Source organism: Pseudomonas lyxosi (assembly GCF_047758685.1).
In the GTDB taxonomy this organism is placed as follows: Bacteria; Pseudomonadota; Gammaproteobacteria; order Pseudomonadales; family Pseudomonadaceae; genus Aquipseudomonas; species Aquipseudomonas lyxosi.
In genome coordinates this window covers 5,923,785-5,944,269 of sequence record NZ_CP180481.1, presented here as the reverse complement: position 1 = coordinate 5,944,269, position 20,485 = coordinate 5,923,785, and the positions used below count along the sequence as shown (strand labels likewise).

The following is a 20,485-nucleotide window of genomic DNA, read 5'->3' as shown; positions in this document are numbered from 1 at the left end:
TCTGTACATGGAAAACCTGGATGCGCTCGTCTCTCAAGCACTAGAGGCTGTGCAAAGCGCTGAAGATATCAATGCCCTGGAGCAAATCCGGGTTCACTACCTTGGCAAAAAGGGCGAATTGACTCAGGTGATGAAGACCCTGGGGAATTTGCCGGCAGAAGAGCGTCCGCAAGTCGGCGCCCTGATCAACGTTGCCAAGGAGCGTGTCACAGAGGTTCTCAATGCGCGCAAGGCACTGTTTGAAGAGGCCGACCTGGCCGCCAAACTGTCCGCCGAGTCCATTGACGTGACCCTGCCTGGCCGTGGCCAGACCTCGGGTGGTCTGCATCCGGTTACTCGCACTCTGGAACGTATCGAACAGTTCTTCACTCACATTGGCTACGGCATCGCCGAAGGCCCTGAGGTCGAAGACGACTACCACAACTTCGAAGCGCTCAACATCCCAGGCCATCACCCGGCCCGGTCGATGCATGACACCTTCTATTTCAATGCCAACATGTTGCTACGCACCCATACCTCGCCGGTACAGGTCCGCACCATGGAATCGAAACAGCCGCCGATCCGCATCGTCTGCCCAGGCCGTGTGTACCGTAGCGACTCCGATATCACCCACTCCCCGATGTTCCACCAGGTCGAAGGCCTGCTGGTCGACCGCGATATCAACTTCGCCGACCTGAAAGGGACTATCGAAGAGTTCCTGCGCGTGTTCTTCGAAAAAGAACTGGCCGTGCGTTTCCGCCCTTCGTATTTCCCGTTCACCGAGCCATCCGCCGAAGTCGACATGGAATGCGTGATGTGCAGCGGTAAAGGCTGCCGTGTCTGCAAACAGACTGGCTGGCTGGAAGTCATGGGCTGCGGCATGGTTCACCCGAATGTGCTGCGGATGTCCGGGATCGACCCGGAAGAGTTTTCGGGCTTCGCCTTCGGCATGGGTGTTGAGCGTTTGGCCATGCTGCGTTACGGCGTGAACGACTTGCGTCTGTTCTTCGACAACGACTTGCGGTTCCTCGCGCAATTTCGCTAGTCGTAACGAATTCTTAGGAGAGCAGGATGAAATTCAGTGAACAATGGCTGCGTGGCTGGGTAAGCCCGCAGGTAAGTCGTGACGAGCTGGTTGCTCGTCTGTCGATGGCCGGTCTTGAGGTCGATAGCGTTACGCTGGCCGCCGGTGAATTCAGTGGTGTGGTGGTGGGCGAGGTGCTGAGCACCGAGCAGCACCCGGATGCCGACAAGCTGCGCGTTTGCCAGGTCAGCAATGGGTCGGAGACCTTCCAGGTCGTTTGCGGTGCGCCCAACGTGCGCCCGGGCCTGAAGATCCCGTTCGCCATGATCGGTGCCGAACTACCGGGCGACTTCAAAATCAAGAAAGCCAAGCTGCGTGGCGTTGAATCCAATGGCATGTTGTGCTCGCAAGCCGAGCTGCAAATTGGTGAAGGTAACGATGGCCTGATGGAATTGCCGGCCGATGCGCCGGTCGGTCAGGACATTCGTGAATACCTTAGCCTGGACGACGCCAGCATCGAGGTCGACCTGACCCCGAACCGCGGCGACTGCCTGTCCCTGGCCGGTCTGGCCCGTGAAGTCGGCGCGTTGTACGCCGCCGAAGTCACTCGTCCGATCGTTGCGACCGTTCCAGCCGCGCACGACGAAGTGCGTTCGGTTGAAGTGCTGGCACCAGCCGCTTGCCCACGTTACCTGGGTCGTGTGATCCGTAACGTCGACCTGTCCAAGCCTACGCCGTTGTGGATGGTTGAGCGTCTACGCCGTGCCGATGTGCGCAGCATCGATGCTGCCGTCGACATCACCAACTACGTGATGCTGGAGCTGGGTCAACCGCTGCACGCTTTTGATCTCGCCGAAATCAATGGCGGCATTCGCGTGCGTATGGCTGAGGAAGGCGAGAAGCTGGTTCTGCTTGACGGTCAGGAAGTCAGCCTGCGTAGCGATACGCTGGTGATTGCCGACCACACCCGCGCCCTGGCAATCGCCGGCGTCATGGGTGGCGAGCACAGCGGCGTCAACACCGCGACCACTCGCGATGTCTTCCTCGAAAGCGCGTTCTTCGACCAGATTGCTGTAGCCGGCAAGGCCCGTTCCTATGGCCTGCACACCGATGCTTCGCACCGCTACGAGCGTGGCGTGGACTGGCAGCTGGCCCGTGAAGCCATGGAGCGCGCCACTGGCCTGCTGCTGGAAATCACTGGCGGCGAAGCTGGTCCGATCATCGAAACCGTCAGCGAACAACACCTGCCGTCGATTGCGCCAGTTACTCTGCGTGCGCAACGCATCACCCAGATGCTGGGCATGGAAATGGAGTCGGCCGAAGTCGAGCGTCTGCTCAGCGGCTTGGGTCTGAAGATTTCTGCCGATGGGGCAGGGCAGTGGCGCGTTGAAGTGCCAAGCCATCGCTTCGACATCAGCCTGGAAGTCGATCTGATCGAAGAACTGGCTCGTCTGTATGGTTACAACCGTCTGCCGGTTCGTTACCCGCAAGCTCGTCTGGCGCCGCAGGCCAAGGCTGAGGCGCGGAGCGATCTGCCTGAGCTGCGCCGTCTGCTGGTAGCCCGTGGCTATCAGGAAGCGATCACCTACAGCTTCATCGATCCGAAACAGTTTGAGCTGTTTAATCCAGGTGTCGAACCGCTGTTGTTGGCCAACCCGATTTCGAACGACATGGCCGCCATGCGCTCGTCCCTGTGGCCAGGCCTGGTCAAGGCGCTTCAGCACAACCTGAACCGTCAGCAGGATCGGGTTCGTTTGTTCGAAAGCGGCCTGCGTTTCGTCGGTCAGCTGGAAGGCCTGAAGCAAGAGCCGATGCTGGCGGGTGTTGTTTGCGGTAGTCGTCTGCCGGAAGGCTGGGCACAAGGTCGCGATGTTGTGGACTTCTTCGACGTCAAAGCTGACGTGGAAGCTGTGTTGGGCTTCGCCGGTGCACTGGGTTCTTTCACTTTCGTGCCGGGCAAACACCCAGCGCTGCACCCGGGTCAAACCGCGCGCATCGAGCGTGAAGGTCGATTGGTCGGTTTCGTCGGCGCTATTCACCCTGAATTGTCGAAAGCCCTCGGTCTCGACCGTCCAGTCTTCGTATTCGAGCTGGTTTTGGCCGAAGTAGCGTTGGGCAAAATGCCTAAATTCCAGGAGTTATCGCGCTTTCCTGAAGTGCGTCGTGACCTGGCACTGATTGCGGCCAAGGACGTCTCGGCCAGTGCTGTACTGGACGTAATCCGTGAAAATGCAGGCGAATGGCTGACAGACCTAAGGCTATTTGACGTGTATCAGGGTAAAGGCATTGATCCTGATAGAAAAAGCCTTGCCGTTGGCTTGACCTGGCAGCATCCATCGCGCACTCTTAATGACGATGAGGTGAATACCACGACGCAAAACATCCTCACCTCGCTCGAACAAAGGTTGAACGCCACGTTAAGGAAGTGACGTATGGGGGCTCTGACGAAAGCTGAGATGGCGGAACGTCTGTATGAAGAGCTGGGCCTGAACAAACGGGAGGCCAAGGAATTGGTCGAACTGTTTTTTGAGGAAATCAGGCACGCTCTTGAAGACAACGAACAAGTCAAATTGTCCGGTTTCGGCAATTTCGACCTTCGGGACAAACGCCAGCGGCCTGGCCGCAATCCGAAAACGGGTGAAGAAATCCCGATCACGGCTCGCCGTGTGGTCACCTTTCGTCCAGGGCAGAAGTTGAAGGCCCGAGTTGAGGCTTATGCTGGAACCAAGTCATAACGACGAGCTACCCGTCATCCCAGGCAAACGCTACTTCACCATTGGTGAAGTCAGCGAGCTGTGTGCGGTAAAACCACACGTGCTGCGTTACTGGGAGCAGGAGTTTCCTCAACTCAACCCCGTCAAACGCCGCGGAAACCGCCGGTATTATCAGCGACAAGACGTGCTGATGATCCGGCAGATCCGCGCGCTTCTTTACGATCAGGGATTCACCATCGGCGGCGCACGCCTGCGTTTGTCCGGCGATGAAGCCAAAGATGACACCACTCAATACAAGCAAATGATTCGGCAGATGATCGCTGAATTGGAAGATGTACTGGTTGTGCTCAAGAAATAAATTCCTGCTTTTAAATACTTCCAGTTTTCAAAAGCTTGCGATATATTCTTGAGCGTTCTTCGAGAAGAGGAACGGGTTTAACGCCTAGTCGGGGCGTAGCGCAGTCCGGTAGCGCACTAGCATGGGGTGCTAGGGGTCGAGTGTTCGAATCACTCCGTCCCGACCATATAAATCAAGGGGTTGCGAGATTTTATCTCGCGACCCCTTTTTATTTTTAGGCGTTTTTACCCCTACAAAACGACTGGCTCTCGGTGGAATCCTAATCGCTTTTATATGAGGTTGAAGCCAGCTTTGGCACTCTGTAGCGGTATTTAGGACGACGTAGTCTCTATAAGCCCAGCGAAGCCTTTCCGTGTGCCGATAGTTCTGCTTGGCCATACCGGGATCGCATGGCCATTACAGTTGCGCAAGTCACAGAGTGCCTCTGCTTTTCTTAGGCGTGTGCGTATCCACGTCAAAACTATCCACAAAAGGCGTGGGTATATCTGTGGATAATGACCCGGGGACTGCGGATTACAGGGTTTGCAACGTTCTGGTCATGAATTGAGCAGATTGTTGTGCAGCTGACCTCGGCGAGCAGGCCTTGAGGTGCGAAGTGGATGCCGTTCGGCCTGGTTCTGCAGTTTTGTGTTAGGCCTGGACTTCTCTGCCACCCCCCGCACAGCGCACTGAAATCGCTCTTCGCGGGAAGTTTGTGTCCGGTGTTACAGGGGGAGTCCAAGTGGATAAAACCGATCATCGAACTGACTCAGACGTGGGAACTCAACGGGCTTATCCTCGCTAATATTTTCTAGTCGTTGGCGATAGCTTGCCAGGAAATCATGTCGAGCTTCAGCACTGATATATGGTACATGCCAACCGACGAAAGGCTGCAGCACCTCCAACCCGACATAAGCCAATGTCCCGCGCATGAGAGGGCGCAACATATCCTCCAAAGGACCGTGGATGGCGCCTTCACCGAGCATGTGTTCACGCCCACCCAGGGTTACTGTCATCAGTGCTTTCTTGCCGCGCAGGCCGCCTTGATCGTAGAAACGTTTGCCGCCGTAGCAGATGCCGGATATCAGCACCCGATCAATCCAGCCCTTGAGGATGGCCGGCGTCGAGAACCAGTAAATCGGGAAGTTGAGAATCAGCAGGTCCGACCACAACAGCTTGTCCAACTCCTGCTGTATATCGGCGGCGAGTGTCTGTTCTTTGCTGTTGCGTCGTTGTTCAAGTGCGTAAACGAGGTACTCGGGGTTTTCCCTGGCGGAGAAATCCTCGGCACTGGCCACCGGGTTCCAATTCATTGCATACAGGTCCGAGACCTGGACCTGATGTCCTTGCGCTCGCAAGGTCTCCACCGCTCGGTCGCGTAGCGCAGTGGTAAAGGATTTTGGCTCGGGGTGGGCATGCACGATTAAAACGTTCATGGCGATTCCTTGAAATTCAGGCGATGTCATTCGGGCGGGAGGAACTCCCGCCACATGTCAGTGCTCATTAAGTTGCTGACAGTGCTAGGTGTGCGCTGATCAAAAGTACGTCGGCCACGTACGCATTTCATGGCGTCCAACGCCGTTATTGAAGCCGCGCCGTTGAGCCGCCAGTGCCTCGACGAGAAAGCGTCGGGTTTCTCCCGGTGCAATCACCTCGTGCGTGCCCATCGCACCGGCCAGTGCGAAGGCCGACGTGTCTTTTGAGAATTCAGCGTGTAGTTGGGCATAGCGCTCGGGGTCGGACTCGCGTGTCACGTCATGCACGACGCTGACCGCAACGCCGGGGTCGACGAAACTGACGTCGGCCATGCACCAGGCGGCCGACTGGTCGCTGTTGCGGCCACCGCCGAAATTCAGATAGGCCTGACCGAAACTCTTGCGCACGATCACCGAGAGCTTCGGTACCGAGCAGAGTTGCACGGCGTGAATCATGTTCATGATGTGTGCGGGTGCGCTGCGTTTCTCGCCTTCGATACCCACCAGGAAACCGGGGGTATCGACAAGAAACACCAGTGGGATGTTGAATGAATCGCACATGGCGATGAAGCCGGTGGCCTTGCGGCAGGCATCGGCATCCAGCGCCCCGCCTTTGAATTGCGGGTTGGAAGCGACGATGCCAATGCTGGCGCCTTCAAGGCGGGCGAGGGCGGTGACTACCGAGCGACCGAAGCGGTCCTTGAGTGGAAACAGACTGTCGCGATCGACCAGCATAGCGAGCAGTTTGCGCATGTCGTAGGTCTTGGTGCGCTCGACCGGGACGATGCTTTCAGGTCCCGAGGCATCCGGGCGGTCCTCGGGCCCACAGGGCAGCACGGCCGGCGTCTCATTCGAATGGGAGGGAAGGTAGCTGAGGAAACGCCGGATAGCGGTCAGTGCTTCCTGGTCATTGTTGACCACCATGTCGGCCAGCCCGGTGATCTCGGCGTGCATGCGCCAGCCGCCGAGTTCTTCGGTGTCTGAAGACTCACCGATTGCCACTGAGGTGACCTTGGGGCTGGAGACGGCGAGCAATGCACCTTTGCGCATCACCGTGAAGTCGGACAAGCACGAGTACCAACTCGCCGATCCAAAACAGGCGCCGAGCACCGCGCTGACCCACGGGGTCTCGCGACGCCGGCAGTATTGCTGGGCATCCTGACCGCCTCCGGCCATGCTGCCCGCGCCCATCGCGTCTTGCATGCGCTGGCCCGACGATTCGCCGAGGAAGATCAGCGGCATGCCGTTGCGGGTGGCACATTCCTTCATGTAAGCGATCTTGCGCGCATTGATCCACGAGGACGACGCGCCTTTGACCGTCATGTCGTTGGACACGACGGCTACCCGGCGCGAGTCGATGCGGCCGAAACCGGTGATCTTGCCGTCGGCGGGTGTGCTGTCCCGATCTTCGGGGCGGGAAGAGTGGGCCAACATGCCGATTTCGCTGAACGACTCGGCGTCCAGCAGGCCCGTCAGGCGTTCCCGTGCGTTGAGCACGCCAGCGTCGCGGCGTGCCTGAAGCTTGGCTTCACCGCCCATTTTCAGGGTGCTTGCGCGGCGCGAGTGCAGTTCTTGTTCGGGTGATGTGTGTTCGCGAGTCATTGGTAAGTCTCATTGGGAACGATGACGGCACGTCCGACGATTTCGCCGCGGCGCATTTTGCGTAGAACGTGTGGCACTTCATCCAGCCGATGACGGTTCAGGTGGATCGGTAGTCGACCGGTGGACGCCAGCGCGATGAGTTCGATCAGTTCGGACTTGCTGCCACCGAAGGTGGTGCTGATCATCGCGCCATAGGGCAGTGAGCCATCGCGCAACTCGAACGCACCACGTCCGCGCCCGACCACCACGATGTGCCCGAGGGGGCGAATCACGCCGGCAGCCAGACGGAGGGTGTCGCCGCTGCCGACAAAATCCAGGACCGCATCGACCCGGCCGATACGATTGAGAAATAGCTCGGGTGTTAGGCCGGTGGCATCCAGCACCTGAACCCCCCCTTGGCTGACAGCCAGCTCCAGGGCCTCGGCGCGGGTATCAATGGCGACAACCTGGGCCGCAGTGATCGCACCCAGCGCGGCGATAGCGATATGCCCCAGGCCGCCGACACCAATGACCAGTACGCTACTGCCAGGTCGCAGTAGCGGTGCGACGCGCTTGACCGCATGATAGGAACTGAGCCCCGCATCGGTCAGCGGTGCGGCTTTCCAGGGTTCGAGCGTGCCGATATCGACCAGGCAGTCCTGGTGGACCACGACGTATTCGGCGAGCCCGCCGTCATAGCCGCCGCCGTAGATGCGCCGCGAGGCGGAGCAATAGTTGTTCCAGCCGTCAGTGCACGCACGGCAATGACCGCAGCCGGGAATGCTCACGGCGCACGCCTGACCGACCGCCCAACAGCTGACGCCCGGCCCGAGCACGTCGATCCAACCGGCGATCTCGTGGCCGAGGGTCATCGGCAGTTGCACATCCAGGTGCGGGGGTGAGCAGCACAGATCGTCCAGTGCATGCAGATCCGACTGGCAGAGGCCATTGCCTCCGACCCGCAGACGTACTTCACCGGGACCGGGAATCGGCACAGGCACGTCGCACAGGCGACCGCCGTCGTGCCAGTCGAACATGCGAAAGGCTTGCATGGTGCGTATGGGGATTGGCGTACTCATGTTCAATCACCGGGTCCATTTGCCAGCACCATGGACATGAATGCCGACATCAAGAGCCCGCTGGCCTGGACCAGACAGCTGCTGGCATTGGCGACCTGACGCTCAGCGCATTCGCCACGCAGCTGGCGCACCGATTCGATCATCAACTGCATGCCGAACTGACCGGAGTGATTGAAGGCCAGCCCACCGCCGGAGGTATTCACCGGTAAGGCGCCGCCGGGCGCGGCAATGCCGCTGCGCAGGAACGAGCCCGCCTGGCCCGGCGGGCAGAAACCCATGGCTTCAAGCGCGACCAGTACGTTGATGGTGAAGGCGTCATAGATCTGCACCATGCTCAATTCGCTGCGCGCGATGCCGGACATGTGCAGCGCACGCTCGGCGCAGCCGCCGATGACGCCATGGTCGAGCCAGTCGGTCGGGCTGAGCGGCGTCACGTGGTGCCGATAGGTATCGGCGAAACCGCGGATGAAGACGGGGGGCTTGGCCAGCGTGCGAGCGTGTTCGGCTTTGGTGAGGATCAACGCACCGGCACCGTCGCTGACCAGGCAGATATCGGCCTTGCGCAAAGGGTCCGAGATCAGCGGCGAAGCCAGATACTCCTCCATCGTCAGTGGTTTGCGCAGCGTGGCCTGGGGATTCAATTGCGCCCAGCGCCGGGCGTTGATCGCTACTTCGCCGAGGTCCTCTGCGCTCGCCTGATAGCGATGCAAATACTGCTGCGCGAGCATCGCGTACCAACTGATCGGACTCAGTACACCGTAAGGCGCAACAAATTGCCCCGACGGGGAGCGCGGCTCAGTAATCGCGCCACCACGGTTGCGGCTGTGATCCAGTCGCTGGGTGCTGCCGTAGGTGACCAGCGCCACCGAGCACAGGCCGGCATCGATCGCGGCCATGGCGTGGATCAAGTGGGTGAGCGGTGAACCGCCGCCCACCACCGTGCTGTCGACATAGCGCGGCGTGATCCCCATGTACTCGCTCACCAGCAGCGCGTTGGCGCGGTCGTCCCAATGGGCGAAAACCCCATCGACGTCGGCCAGCGTCAGCCCGGCATCCAGCAAGGCCTCGCGTGCCGATCGGCATTGCAGTGATAACGCGGTGTCTCCCGGCTGAGCCTTGCCAAGACCGGCCTCGCCCACGCCGACGATGGCGTAACGGCCGGCGAGGCAGGAAGCGTCGAGCGTCATGGTTGCGGCTCCTGGGCGATGAGCTGCGCACGTACATCTTTCTTCAACACCTTGCCGACCGGGCTGCGCGGCAGGCTGTCCCAGAACAACACGTGTTTGGGCGTCTTCAGACTGCCGAGTTTTTCGCGGCAGATTGCGATGAACTCTTCGGCGGTGGCACTTGCGCCAGCCTTGAGTTCGATGACGGCGATGACTTTCTCGCCCCAGTCGGGATCGGGTATGCCGACCACGGCGCAATCCATGACCGCCGGATGTGCCCAGATCACCTGCTCGATCTCGCTCGGATAGATGTTGAAGCCGCCGGAGATGATCATGTCCTTGGTGCGATCGACGATGTACAGGTAACCGCCTTCGTCAAACACGCCGATGTCACCGGTGTGATGCCAGCCGAACCGGCGTGCCTCTTCGTTGGCTTGCGGGTTGTCGTAGTAACCCGGGGCGACCAACTCACCGCGGACGACAATCTCCCCGCGCTCGCCGGACTCGACAATCCGTCCTTCCTCATCCATCAGCACCACTTCGCAGGCACCGGTAGGACGGCCGGCGGAACCCAGATGCTTACCGTCACACATGTGGTCTTCGCGGGTCAGTATCGTGATGACGCCCGGCACTTCGGATTGGCCGTAGGCCTGAACGAACACCGGTCCCCACAACGCGATGCCTTCACGGAGTTTGTCCACGGACATTGGCGCGGCGCCGTAGATCACGTATTCAAGCGACGAGCAGTCGCGCGTCCTGGCATCCGGATGCGACAGCAGTCGGTAGATCAGGGTCGGCGGCAGGAACAGGTGGGTGATGCGTTCCCGTTCAATGGTTTCGAGGACGGCGCCCGGATCGGCGGACGGCGCGATCACGTTGCGCGTACCGAAACTCGACAGTGCCATGGCGGTCGCACCAGCAGCATGGGTCAGCGGTGCCACGACCAGATGCGCCGGACTTTTCGCCGGCGGCATGAACTGATTGCTGATGCGGTAGCAGGCCAGCAGCGCGCGATGGCTTTGCATGATTGCCTTCGGCCGACCCGTCGTGCCCCCCGAGGACTTGATTAGGGCGGTGTCGTCGAGGGACTGGCGGACTGTGCAGCGTCGGCCGGTGTGTTCGCGGCACCAATTGGCAATGCTCAGCCCGGCGATGGGTTCATCCAGGCCAATCAGGGTTGTCAGCGTCGGCACACCAGCGCGGATGCGCTCGGCATGCTCGGCGTACTGGGAGTGCAGCACCAGCACAGACAGCTTTGTGAAACTCATGAACCAGATCAGGCTGTCGATCGAGTCACGAGCATTCAGGGGAATGAACGTAGCGCCGGCGCGCAAGGCGCCCAGCATGGCGACGAAGCTCAGCGGATGATTGGGCGCCAGTACGCCGACATGGGCTGAACTCAGGTTCAGCAGCGACAGGGCATGGCCGATGGCATGGGAGTCGGCCTGCACCTCGGCGTAGGTGAGGCTGAAACCTGTGCCTTGCAGGCAGACATTATCCGGGTGGCGATTGGCGCCGGCATCGAAGTGGTCGGTAATCATTTCCATGGTGACGGCTAATCCAAAAGAGTGAACTGGGGCAGCGTGCAGGATTCGCTGACGGACTCGAAACAGACGCTGACGCGCGCGCCGATGGTGACGTGCTCAAGGTCGGCGTCCAGGATGTTGGCCAGCATGCGCACGCCTTCATCGAGGTCGATCAACGCAACGACATAGGGCAGCCGAGCCTCGAAGACCTGCGAGGGCGCGATCCGGCAGACCGTGTAGCTGTAGATGCGGCCCTGACCGCTGGCATTGATCCATTCGATGTTGTCGGACAGGCAGCTGATGCAGAACGCCCGCGGATAAAACTGGCATTGGCCGCAGCTGCCGCAACGCTGAATCACCAGTCGCTGTTCCTGCGCGGCCGCCCAATAGGCGGCCGTTTCGCTGGTGGGTTGCGGCAGTGGCCGTGCAGAGAGAGGAGTCGACATGGCAGCCTCAGCGAGTACGCAATTCGAAACCGGCCATGGCGATATGCACATGACGTTGTTCCGGGAGCCTGGCCAGGCCGGCGATCAGTTCGTGCAGCGGACGGCGCACACTGAAGGTGTCGTCGATCACGGTCGGCACGAGCCCGGTGATTTTTTCATCGCCGTACATGGCCCGCAGCAGCAGTTCATCATCGGACAGGCCGGGGTAGCGGCGACGCAGTTCGGGAACTCGTGGCGCCAGCACCGGCGGTGTGATGGCAATCTCACGGGAGCCGTTGGCGAGCACGCGGTCTTTTATGTCGGGGTCTACCGGCAGCGGCAGGGCGCCGAAATAGCCGCACACGTACTTTTTCACTTCGTCCGGCACCACCTTGTAACGATCGCCGCTCAATACATTCATCACCGCCTGTGCGGCGATCATGGCGGGGAAGGGCGTAGCCATCACCGGCGAGCCCAGCTCCACGCGAATGCGGGCGATCTCCTCGAGCACAACCGGCAGCTTGTCGGCGATCCCCGCCAGTTGAAGTTGCGACTGCAAATTCGACATGGCGCCGCCAGCGTATTGGGTGACAAAGTGAGCCGGGTCGTATTCCGCCGGGACTCCCACGGGGAAACCGTTCTCTTCGGCGACTCCCGCGAGGTAATCGCCGATTTCGTCAGCCGCACGGTCGTCGAAACTAACCTCGAAGCCGATCTCGCGCAGGTTTCGCGCCAACATCTGTGCCGATGGCCCGGCATTGCCGTTGGCCAGCGGATCGATCGAGCACAGCAGACGGTCGGCTCCGTGCACTGCTGCTTCCAGCGCTACCAGCGAACCCGTGGCGTTAAGGCAATGGGTGAGTACTTCGAGCGGCCGATTGCCGATCGCAGCCTTGATCGCCGGCACAATGCTGCGTACCTGTTCCACCGTCATGCTGCCGCCGGCATCGCCGAAGGCGAAGGCGTCGATGTCGAAGCGCTCGATGGCCTCGCGCGCCTTGGCGGCATAGAACGGCGCGTCGTAGCCCGGTGCCAGGTTGTAAATCATGGCCAGGGTCGTTGTGGCGCCCAGTCGCTTGGCCGTGGTGATCGCGGGTACGAGATTATCCCAGCAGTGCAGGGAGTCGAGAAAGGCGATGTCGCGCGCACCGTTGGCGACCAGGCGTTCGACGTACAGCTCGCTCAGGTCGTCCGGCTCGGGGTAGAAACTGCGCAGCATGTTGCTGCGCACGACGCCCCGCAGCGGCGTGTGATGGATGCGCTCGGACAACAGGCGCAGCCGCTCCAACGGATTCTGGTTGAGGAACAGTACGCTGGCGTCGAACTGCACCAGGGCAATGGCTTCTATCACGTCGAAACCCAAAGCATCCAGGCGCTCGGCCATCGGCAGCATGTGCTCGGTGCGCATGCGGGTGGCCCACAGGCACTGGTGCGCGTCACGCAGGGTGGCATCGACCAGCTGGATACGACGACGTTTGCCGGTACGGGCGAATTCCGCGTTCACTTTTTCGCGTAGTTGATTCAGCACATGTCACCCCTTGCTGTGTTCGAGATGGATGGACAGGCCGGGACCTGTGACACTCAATACGGTGTAATCGGGCCAGCGTTGCAGCAGCCCGTGTGTCAGGGCTTGCTCAGGCGAGCGAACTTCATAGTGAAGTTTCTGCAACGGTGGCAGCGCAGGGCAGCCACACACCAGTGCAGCCAGTGCTTGTTCAGTGGCGGGCAAGTTGACCGGACGGCAAGGGTTCACGACAGCGCCGATGCGTTGTTGCAGGCCGAGCAGCGACGTGTTGATTGGGCCGTAACAGCCTTGCAGCCAGCGGCGCAGTGCGGGCTGCAACGTGGAGAAGCGTGGGGCGGCATCGAGATGTTCGAGTGCCTGTCGCGCGATGGCTTGTGCGAAAGGTTGCAGCATCGGCGGATTGCCCAGTTCCTGGCGAATGCGTGTGCATTCGCGGGAAAACTCGAACAGATCAGCCAGACGTCCGCGCTCGCGCAACGCTTGAAGAGCTTCGGCGGCGATTTCTCCTGGCAACTGATGCTCGTAAGGGGCCAGGTCGAAGGCCCAGGGCAGGCTCTCGGCAAAACCCTCTTGATCCGCCACGGCAGCGAGCTGAGCCTGGGCTTCTTTTAAACGATCCTGATTCGGGTTTTGCAGAGGCAGTTCAAGCAAAGCCGCAGAACGGACCAACAGCGGCAGCGAAGGCGCCGATGCGCCGTTGGCGACAGCTGGCAGCGCAGCGTCGAGGCGGTCGATGCCGAGTCGCATCGCCTCCAACGCAACCTGCGGGCCGAGGCCCGTGTGGCAGCGTGTGTGCAGATCCAGAGGTTTGCCATCAACACCACTGCGCAGGGCCAAGAGCAATCCAGGCAGGCGATCGACATGCAGCAGGCCGGCTTCGTCGCGCAACATGATGCGCTGTGCACCGGTCTGGGCCAGCCGCGCAGCAACAGCCGAATAGTGGGCGTCGCTATGCTCATGATCATCTACATAGGGCAGGGCGGCGATTACCGTCAGGCGGTTCGCCAATGCCATTTGCACGGCGTTACCCAAGCGCTGGAAATCCAGCTGCGGATCGATCAATACGACCTCGCTAATGCCATGACTGGCAAGCAGGCGCAGCCAAGTGTTCAGTGCTTCGCCAGAAAGCACATCGATATGGCCATGGGCAGGCAGCAGGTTCACCGTTGCGCGCAGGGGCGTGCCATTGGCGCGCTCGCGCAGCGCGGCGACGCGTTGCAGCGGGTTTTCATCTCGGCTTATGCATTGCGCGATCACGGCCGGGCTCAATACCTCGATCGCAGCCAGCCGAGCGTGCCCAAGCGAGTTCATCGTACCCAACAGCATCGCGGTGCTGGCGGCACCGCCCCAGGCGGCAGTCTGACCATCGCTCAGGCTGACATCGACCAATGTTGTCATGTTCATGCGCGCTCCTTGGCTTGTTTCAACGCCTGTTTGCGAGCCGGTACGAAGACGTCTTCAACCCAACGTGTGGTGACGAGGCCGGCGACGAAGTCCGGGTGGTCGAGCACGGCATGATGGAAGCTGGCAGTGGTCGACAGTCCGACGACCTTCATGTCCTCCAGTGCCTTGCGCATCAGCACGATGGCTTCGCTGCGCGTCGGCGCATGCACGATCAGTTTCGCGAGCAGGGAGTCATAAAAAGGCGGCACAGTCGCGCCGCTGTAGCAGTGGGTATCGACCCGGACGCCTTTGCCTTTGGGTGGCAGCCATTCGCTCACCAGACCCGGGCTCGGCAGGAAATTGCGGTCCGGGTCTTCGGCGTTGATCCGGCATTCGATCGCATGGCCGACGAGTTTCACGTCGTCCTGACTGAACGACAGTGGCAGGCCTGCGGCGATGCGAATCTGCTCGGCGACCAGGTCGAATCCGGTGATCATCTCCGTCACCGGGTGCTCGACCTGGATGCGGGTATTCATTTCCAGAAAATAGAATTTGCCGTCGCGGTCATCGACCACGAATTCGATCGTACCCGCGCCGAAGTAGCCGACATTTTTCGCCAGACGTACGGCGCATTCACCCATTTGCTCCCGAGTTTGCGGGGCAAGGCTGGGGGAAGGTGCTTCTTCGATCAGCTTCTGGTGACGGCGCTGGGTCGAGCATTCCCGCTCGCCCAGGTGCACCACGTTGCCATGACGATCACCCATGATCTGGATTTCGATATGGCGCGCCAGTTCGATGAACTTCTCGACATAAAGGGTCGGATCGCCAAAGGCTGCTTGCGCTTCCGAGGAGGCCGAGCGGAAAGCCGCCTCGGCTTCTTCATCGCTGCGCACGATCCGCATGCCACGCCCGCCGCCTCCGGCTGTTGCCTTGAAGAGCACGGGATAGCCAATCTCGCTGGCGATGGTGCGTGCGGTGTCGGCATCGGCCACGGCGTCCGAGCCCGGTACACGCGGCACTTCGGCTTTTTCCGCCAGACCGACGGCAGTGATTTTGTCGCCCATCGAATCAATGATTTCGGCCGAGGGACCGATGAACACCAACCCCGCGTCTTCGCAGGCTTGGGCGAAATGCGAGCGCTCGGAAAGAAAGCCATACCCGGGGTGAATGGCGTCGCAGCGGTGTTCGAGCGCTGTGCGCACCAGCAGATCGGCGCACAGATAACTTTGTGCAGCCGGCGGTGGGCCAATGATGACGTACTGGTCGGCCAGACGTGCAGCCAGGCTATCCTGGTCAGCTTCAGAGACGGCCGCGACCGATTCGATACCTAAAGTTTTGCAGGCGCGCACGATGCGTACGGCGATTTCGCCACGATTGGCGATCAATACCCGGCGAATGTCACGGGTTGCCACGGGAATGCTGCTCATCAGCGAGTCTCCGGTTCGATAATCATCAATAACTGGTCCCGCTGAACCATCTGCAGGTCTTGGGCGACGATGCGCACGACGCGGCCTGTCACCGGGGAGGCGAGGGTGTTGAAGAGTTTCATGGCTTCGACCAGGCATAGAGGAGCGCCCACCTCGATAGTGTCGTTCTCCACCACAAAGGACGGTTGGTCGGGGCTGGGCTTGCGATAGAAGGTGCCCATCATGGTCGCTCGCACGGCCACTTGACCCTCGGCGACTTCGGGTTCGCTCGCGGCCGTTACAGCAGGAACGGGTTGTGCAGGTTTTGCGGACGTGGCGCCTTGGACTGGCTCCAGCGACCGTTGAATCGTGCCGGACTTGCTGGCAGTCAGCGTGGTGTCACCGATGCGGATTTCAAGGAAGTCCAGGTGCGTCGTGTGATCCAGTATTTCAAGGATTCTTCGTGCTTCTTTATGTGTGAGCGACATGGCTCAGGCCTCTTGTTGTTCGAATTGCCTTGACGAATAAAAACATCGAAACGTAGGATTGTCAACAATCAGACAATGATGTAATTTACTGATCATCACCCAGGGCGTTTGCGCAGGTCTTGATAAAAAAGCGTAGCGTGCGGGCAGCCCGGGGCTCAGCGATTTCAGAAAACAGTAGTGTTTTGGAGGGGGCGAGAATGAGTACAATCGCGGTTAAATCGGATGTCGCTGGAACGGTGTGGCAGATCCATGTCCGCGAAGGCGATACCGTTGAAGAAGATCAGACGTTGATCATCATGGAGTCCATGAAAATGGAAATCCCCTTGATGGCTGTAGAAACGGGTCGAGTGGTGAGCGTTCTCGTTGCCGAGGGCGACGTCGTGAAAGATGGCCAGGATGTTTTGCTTATGGAGTGCGATTGAATTCTATGTCAATGAATGCAGGTTCGGCGTCGACCGCCAAGGGCGGTAGTGCAATAGGCATCATGCGGGCTGGTCGCCAGCGCGTGTTGACGATGCCGGAGCAGATTGCCGAGAGCATTACGCTTGCGATTCTGCGAGGTGAATACGGGCCGGGAGATTCGGTGCGCGAGCAGGAACTGGCTGACCACTTCCAGGTTAGCCGGGGTCCGATCCGCGAGGCCCTGCGCATTCTCGAGAAAGTGGGCGTTGTGACCATCGTGCCGCAGCGTGGCGCGCATGTGACTGCATTGAGCCGGCAGGAGATCGACAACCTGTTCGAGATCCGCGCCGTGTTGGCCGGACTGTTGGCCAAGTACCTGGTGGATCTTGATGCGTCTGTCGTGAATCAGATGGAGGCCATCGTCACCCGGCTTGAGCTGATCGCTGCGCAATCGGATGCGCTGGACGAATATGCGCAGGGCAGTTATCGCCTGACCACACTGTTGTTCCAGTCCTGCGGCAACAAGCAGTTGGCAGAACTGATGGGGGCGCTGGGTATCCAGACCGCACGCTACACCCGGTTGGGGTTGCGTTCGCCAGAGCGCCGGCAGATTTCCGTCGTTCATTGGCGTGAATTGGTCGAAGCACTCAGGCAAAACAGCAATACGGTCGCCGGGCAACTGATGGTTGAACTGATCAGTGCTTCCCATCAAGCCGCATTGAATCAGCTTGAATAACTAACACGGGGGCACAACACTCCCGAGTGCTGTGTCAAATTGTCGACAATAAGACAAAAAAGATCATGACAAAGAAACGTACCGCAGGATTAATGCTGAGTTGGGCCGCCCGACAGCACCGTGGCCGCACCGCCCTGATTTTCGGGGACGACTGTCTGAGCTATGACGACGTTGAGGCCGGTAGTAACCGTCTGGCCCACGCCTTGATCTCGCTCGGGTTGCAGGTCGGGGAGCGTGTGGCTGTTTTGCTTAACAACTCGCCTGAGGCGATCGAGAGTGTTTTTGCTGTCGAGAAAGCAGGCCTGGTGTATGTCGCGCTGAATGCCCGGCATACGCTGGCCGAACAGATCGCCATCTTGAACGACGCCGACGCGTGTCTGCTGGTGGTGGGGCCGGAGTTTCGTGAGATTGGCGAAGGTGTTCGCGATAGCATCGCCAGTTTGCGTCATGTGATAGCGCTTGATTGGCAGGCACCACAGGTTCTGGATTATCGGCAAGTGCTCGCCTCAATGCCCACCAATGCGCCCAGCGTTCAGGTCTCCGCGGATACGCAGCTGCGTATCGCCTATACCTCGGGCACCACCGGCAAGCCCAAGGGCGTGACCTATACCGTCAAGCGCTGGTACGAACGCCTGACTAATCACTTCTACGCCATGGAATACAGCCTGGGCGTGAACGATGCGATGTTGCACGTCGGCCCCTTGACCCATGCCGCCGGCGTTCACTTGTTGCCCTGCTACTTGCGAGGTGCGCGCAACGTGATTCTGGAGAAATTCGAACCGCTGGAAACGTTGCAGCAAATCGAGCGCCATCGCATCACGCAAATGATGTGTGTGCCGACCATGCTTACGCGTCTGCTCGACACGCTCGACAGCGGCATCGAAGCCGATCTGTCGTCGCTCAAGTGCATCCATTACGGAACGGCGCCAACCTCCGTGGACCTGATTCGCCGAGCGATTGCGCGGTTCGGTCCGGTGATGCGCCAGCAGTATGGAATGACCGAGGCGGTACAGCCGCTGACCGTGTTGTATCCGCACGAACACGCTGAAGACGGTGTGCTGCGCTCTTGCGGCAAACCGACGGCGAATGTGCAGATCACCGTGCGCGATGTTTACGGTCAAGAGCTGGCAGCGGGTGAAATCGGCGAGATCGCCATCGCCACCGACGGTATCGGCGAAGTGGCGTTCTGGCGTCGCCCTGACCTGGAAGCCGAGGCCATCCGCGATGGCTGGTACTACTCGGGCGATCTCGGTTACCTCGATGCGCAGGGCTTTCTTTATATCGTCGGGCGCAACAAGGACATGATCATTTCCGGTGGCTTCAACGTCTACGCACGGGAAGTCGAGGATGCGCTGGAAAGCCATCCGCAGGTCGTCGAAGTGGCGGTTCTTGGTTTACCCGATTCGGAGTGGGGTGAGCGTATCGCGGCCTTTGTCGTCAGACGCGAAGGCGCAACGGTCGACAGCGAGGCACTTGGCAGCCATTGCGTTTCACTGATCGCTGGCTACAAGAAGCCACGTCTCATCGAATTCGTTGATGCTCTGCCGCGCAACAACGCCGGCAAAGTAGTGAAGAACATTCTGCGCGATGACTATCTTGCGCGCCTGGAGAGGAAATCATCATGAACACGCCTGTCGCCCCTGAATGGTCGCTGGAACTCGCCGACATCCGCGCGCGTCGAGAAGTCGCCTATGCATTGGGTGGCCCGGAAGCGGTGGAAAAACACCATGCCCAAGGCAAGCTCACGGCACGTGAACGCATCGGTCACCTGCTGGACGGCGACAGCTTTGAGGAATTCGGCATCCTGGCCGGCGCCGTGAAGTACACGCCGGAAGGCAAGATCGCCTCCGCCACGCCAAGCACAGCAGTCGTTGGCGTGGGCACGATCGAACAGCGACGCACGGTGGTGGCGGGGGATGATTTCACCATTCGTGGTGGTTCGTCGGAGGCAGCGGTCGCTGAGAAGTGGATCTATGCCGATCGCTATGCCTGGGAATACAAGCTGCCGATCATTCGTATGATCGACAGCGCCGGCGGCAGTGTGAAGCTACTCGATAAGCTCGGTCATACCAAGATTCCGGGTTATGCCCTGTTGCCGATCACCAATCTATTGGGCGCTGTGCCGGTTGTCGGCATTGCCCACGGTGCCTGCGCCGGTCTTGGTGCGCTGCGTGTTGCCGCCTCACACCTGGCGATCATGGTGCGGGGCCAGGCCCAGGTGTTTGCGGCTGGCCCTCCGGTTGTGAAGCAGGCGTTCGGCATCGATATCGACAAGAATGATCTGGGCGGTTACGACCAGGTGCATCGTCACAGCGGCATGATCAATCTGGCCGCCAACACCGACGCCGAGGCGCTGGAACTGGCCAAGCGCTTCTTGTCCTATCTGCCGGGCAATGTCTGGGAGCAGCCGCCGCGGGCGACATCGACGGACGTTCCCGGTCGGCGCGACGCCTGGCTCAACGATGCCATTCCCCATGACCGGCGCAAGATCTTCAACCCGCACAAGATCCTCAAGTCGCTGGTCGATAAAGACAGTCTGTTCGAGATGTCCCCGGATTTCGGCGCGTCGACCATCACCGCGTTCGCCCGACTCAACGGTTATTCGGTGGGGATTATTTGCAACAATCCGCGCGTCGGCGGCGGTGCGCTGACCCGTGCGGCGGCGCTCAAGCAAACCCGATTCATCGACCTGTGCGACACCTTCCATTTGCCGCTCATCTACCTCGTGGACCAGCCGGGTGTCATGACCGGGCAGGAGGCAGAAATGCAGGGCACCTTAAGTGCCGCGATGCAGGCCGTGCATGCGATCGAGCAGGCCAGTGTGCCCGTCATCACCATCGTGCTGCGCCGCTGTGTCGGACTCGCCGGTGCCATGGTCAGTCCGTGGCACGGTCCGACGGGCACCGCATTGCCGCATCGGTTTGCCTGGCCTTCGGCGCAGTGGGGTTCGATTCCGATCGAAGGTGGAGTCGCCGCCGCCTACAAGCAAGAAATCGCTGCCGCCGATGATCCGCTGGCGCGGCGCAAGGAGCTCGAGGCCCATTACCAGGCCCTGGCTTCACCGCTGCGCACGGCCGAGCGCTTTGGCGTGATCGACATTATCGAGCCGGACAGTACCCGTCCGCTGCTGTGTAACTGGGTGGGTGATGCGTATCGCATCACTGCACTTTCCCTCGGGCCGAAGCGGCGGACCATGCGCTAGTCCTGACAGGACGAGCGGCATCCGGCCTTACCTTCAT

Annotated in this window: 18 protein-coding genes and 1 tRNA gene; 9 read left to right on the top strand and 10 right to left on the bottom strand. The window is 60.3% G+C overall.

Annotated features, from left to right (window positions below):
• Positions 1-7: 7 nt before the first annotated feature.
• From pheS to ACMXYI_RS27225, 5 genes are all read left to right on the top strand, one after another.
• On the top strand, positions 8-1,024 hold the full coding sequence (pheS, locus tag ACMXYI_RS27245; protein WP_007905876.1) for a phenylalanine--tRNA ligase subunit alpha: 1,017 nt from the start codon (positions 8-10) through the stop codon (positions 1,022-1,024).
• 26 nt (positions 1,025-1,050) lie between these two features.
• Positions 1,051-3,432 carry a phenylalanine--tRNA ligase subunit beta gene (gene pheT / locus ACMXYI_RS27240; RefSeq protein ID WP_415770057.1) on the top strand — a complete coding sequence of 794 codons (2,382 nt, stop codon included), beginning with the start codon at positions 1,051-1,053 and terminating at the stop codon, positions 3,430-3,432.
• A 3-nt stretch (positions 3,433-3,435) separates the two neighbouring features.
• A complete protein-coding gene (gene ihfA, locus ACMXYI_RS27235; RefSeq protein ID WP_002553164.1) occupies positions 3,436-3,738 on the top strand; it encodes an integration host factor subunit alpha in 303 nt (100 codons plus the stop codon).
• A complete protein-coding gene (locus ACMXYI_RS27230) occupies positions 3,719-4,075 on the top strand; it encodes a MerR family transcriptional regulator (RefSeq protein WP_003179985.1) in 357 nt (118 codons plus the stop codon). The genes ihfA and ACMXYI_RS27230 overlap by 20 nt, the downstream gene beginning before the upstream one ends.
• A gap of 89 nt (positions 4,076-4,164) precedes the next feature.
• Positions 4,165-4,241, top strand: a tRNA-Pro gene (locus tag ACMXYI_RS27225).
• A 538-nt stretch (positions 4,242-4,779) separates the two neighbouring features.
• Here ACMXYI_RS27225 and ACMXYI_RS27220 read toward each other — a convergent pair.
• The 10 genes from ACMXYI_RS27220 to ACMXYI_RS27175 form a co-directional block, all read right to left on the bottom strand.
• A complete protein-coding gene (locus ACMXYI_RS27220) occupies positions 4,780-5,490 on the bottom strand; it encodes an NAD(P)H-dependent oxidoreductase (protein WP_415770056.1) in 711 nt (236 codons plus the stop codon).
• A gap of 99 nt (positions 5,491-5,589) precedes the next feature.
• Positions 5,590-7,131 (bottom strand): acyl-CoA carboxylase subunit beta, encoded by a 1,542-nt coding sequence (locus ACMXYI_RS27215; RefSeq protein ID WP_415770055.1) that lies wholly within the window; start codon positions 7,129-7,131, stop codon positions 5,590-5,592.
• Entirely contained in the window at positions 7,128-8,189 is a 1,062-nt protein-coding gene (locus ACMXYI_RS27210) for an alcohol dehydrogenase catalytic domain-containing protein (RefSeq protein ID WP_415770054.1), read from the bottom strand. Before ACMXYI_RS27210 ends, ACMXYI_RS27215 begins: the two co-directional genes overlap by 4 nt.
• Positions 8,190-8,191: 2 nt before the next feature.
• A complete protein-coding gene (locus ACMXYI_RS27205) occupies positions 8,192-9,376 on the bottom strand; it encodes a thiolase C-terminal domain-containing protein (protein ID WP_415770052.1) in 1,185 nt (394 codons plus the stop codon).
• On the bottom strand, positions 9,373-10,902 hold the full coding sequence (locus tag ACMXYI_RS27200) for an AMP-binding protein (RefSeq protein WP_415770050.1): 1,530 nt from the start codon (positions 10,900-10,902) through the stop codon (positions 9,373-9,375). The genes ACMXYI_RS27205 and ACMXYI_RS27200 overlap by 4 nt, the downstream gene beginning before the upstream one ends.
• Before the next feature lie 8 nt (positions 10,903-10,910).
• A complete protein-coding gene (locus ACMXYI_RS27195; protein WP_415770049.1) occupies positions 10,911-11,327 on the bottom strand; it encodes a Zn-ribbon domain-containing OB-fold protein in 417 nt (138 codons plus the stop codon).
• Positions 11,328-11,334: 7 nt separating this feature from the next.
• Entirely contained in the window at positions 11,335-12,834 is a 1,500-nt protein-coding gene (locus ACMXYI_RS27190; RefSeq protein ID WP_415770047.1) for a hypothetical protein, read from the bottom strand.
• 3 nt (positions 12,835-12,837) lie between these two features.
• On the bottom strand, positions 12,838-14,235 hold the full coding sequence (locus ACMXYI_RS27185) for a hypothetical protein (protein ID WP_415770046.1): 1,398 nt from the start codon (positions 14,233-14,235) through the stop codon (positions 12,838-12,840).
• On the bottom strand, positions 14,232-15,641 hold the full coding sequence (accC, locus tag ACMXYI_RS27180) for an acetyl-CoA carboxylase biotin carboxylase subunit (RefSeq protein ID WP_415770044.1): 1,410 nt from the start codon (positions 15,639-15,641) through the stop codon (positions 14,232-14,234). The genes ACMXYI_RS27185 and accC overlap by 4 nt, the downstream gene beginning before the upstream one ends.
• Positions 15,641-16,108, bottom strand: a complete 468-nt coding sequence (locus ACMXYI_RS27175; protein WP_415770042.1) for an acetyl-CoA carboxylase biotin carboxyl carrier protein — start codon at positions 16,106-16,108, stop codon at positions 15,641-15,643. The genes accC and ACMXYI_RS27175 overlap by 1 nt, the downstream gene beginning before the upstream one ends.
• A gap of 197 nt (positions 16,109-16,305) precedes the next feature.
• Between ACMXYI_RS27175 and ACMXYI_RS27170 the strand changes: the two genes are divergently transcribed.
• The 4 genes from ACMXYI_RS27170 (at position 16,306) to ACMXYI_RS27155 (ending at position 20,448) form a co-directional block, all read left to right on the top strand.
• Entirely contained in the window at positions 16,306-16,530 is a 225-nt protein-coding gene (locus ACMXYI_RS27170; RefSeq protein WP_415770040.1) for an acetyl-CoA carboxylase biotin carboxyl carrier protein subunit, read from the top strand.
• Positions 16,531-16,535: 5 nt separating this feature from the next.
• Positions 16,536-17,246, top strand: coding sequence for a GntR family transcriptional regulator (locus tag ACMXYI_RS27165; protein WP_415770038.1), 711 nt, complete (start codon positions 16,536-16,538; stop codon positions 17,244-17,246).
• Positions 17,247-17,311: 65 nt separating this feature from the next.
• Complete coding sequence (locus ACMXYI_RS27160) at positions 17,312-18,871, top strand: class I adenylate-forming enzyme family protein (protein WP_415770036.1); 1,560 nt, start codon at positions 17,312-17,314, stop codon at positions 18,869-18,871.
• A complete protein-coding gene (locus ACMXYI_RS27155; protein ID WP_415770035.1) occupies positions 18,868-20,448 on the top strand; it encodes an acyl-CoA carboxylase subunit beta in 1,581 nt (526 codons plus the stop codon). The genes ACMXYI_RS27160 and ACMXYI_RS27155 overlap by 4 nt, the downstream gene beginning before the upstream one ends.
• Positions 20,449-20,485 lie beyond the last annotated feature (37 nt).

Coding starts and splice junctions, on each gene's coding strand:
- ACMXYI_RS27160 (WP_415770036.1), top strand. CDS start 17,312: ATGACAAAGAAACGTACCGCAGGATTAATGCTGAGTTGGGCCGCCCGA.
- ACMXYI_RS27195 (WP_415770049.1), bottom strand. CDS start 11,327: ATGTCGACTCCTCTCTCTGCACGGCCACTGCCGCAACCCACCAGCGAA.
- ACMXYI_RS27220 (WP_415770056.1), bottom strand. CDS start 5,490: ATGAACGTTTTAATCGTGCATGCCCACCCCGAGCCAAAATCCTTTACC.
- ACMXYI_RS27200 (WP_415770050.1), bottom strand. CDS start 10,902: ATGGAAATGATTACCGACCACTTCGATGCCGGCGCCAATCGCCACCCG.
- ihfA (WP_002553164.1), top strand. CDS start 3,436: ATGGGGGCTCTGACGAAAGCTGAGATGGCGGAACGTCTGTATGAAGAG.
- ACMXYI_RS27230 (WP_003179985.1), top strand. CDS start 3,719: ATGCTGGAACCAAGTCATAACGACGAGCTACCCGTCATCCCAGGCAAA.
- ACMXYI_RS27155 (WP_415770035.1), top strand. CDS start 18,868: ATGAACACGCCTGTCGCCCCTGAATGGTCGCTGGAACTCGCCGACATC.
- ACMXYI_RS27205 (WP_415770052.1), bottom strand. CDS start 9,376: ATGACGCTCGACGCTTCCTGCCTCGCCGGCCGTTACGCCATCGTCGGC.
- pheS (WP_007905876.1), top strand. CDS start 8: ATGGAAAACCTGGATGCGCTCGTCTCTCAAGCACTAGAGGCTGTGCAA.
- pheT (WP_415770057.1), top strand. CDS start 1,051: ATGAAATTCAGTGAACAATGGCTGCGTGGCTGGGTAAGCCCGCAGGTA.
- ACMXYI_RS27210 (WP_415770054.1), bottom strand. CDS start 8,189: ATGAGTACGCCAATCCCCATACGCACCATGCAAGCCTTTCGCATGTTC.
- ACMXYI_RS27185 (WP_415770046.1), bottom strand. CDS start 14,235: ATGAACATGACAACATTGGTCGATGTCAGCCTGAGCGATGGTCAGACT.
- ACMXYI_RS27175 (WP_415770042.1), bottom strand. CDS start 16,108: ATGTCGCTCACACATAAAGAAGCACGAAGAATCCTTGAAATACTGGAT.
- ACMXYI_RS27170 (WP_415770040.1), top strand. CDS start 16,306: ATGAGTACAATCGCGGTTAAATCGGATGTCGCTGGAACGGTGTGGCAG.
- accC (WP_415770044.1), bottom strand. CDS start 15,641: ATGAGCAGCATTCCCGTGGCAACCCGTGACATTCGCCGGGTATTGATC.
- ACMXYI_RS27215 (WP_415770055.1), bottom strand. CDS start 7,131: ATGACTCGCGAACACACATCACCCGAACAAGAACTGCACTCGCGCCGC.
- ACMXYI_RS27165 (WP_415770038.1), top strand. CDS start 16,536: ATGTCAATGAATGCAGGTTCGGCGTCGACCGCCAAGGGCGGTAGTGCA.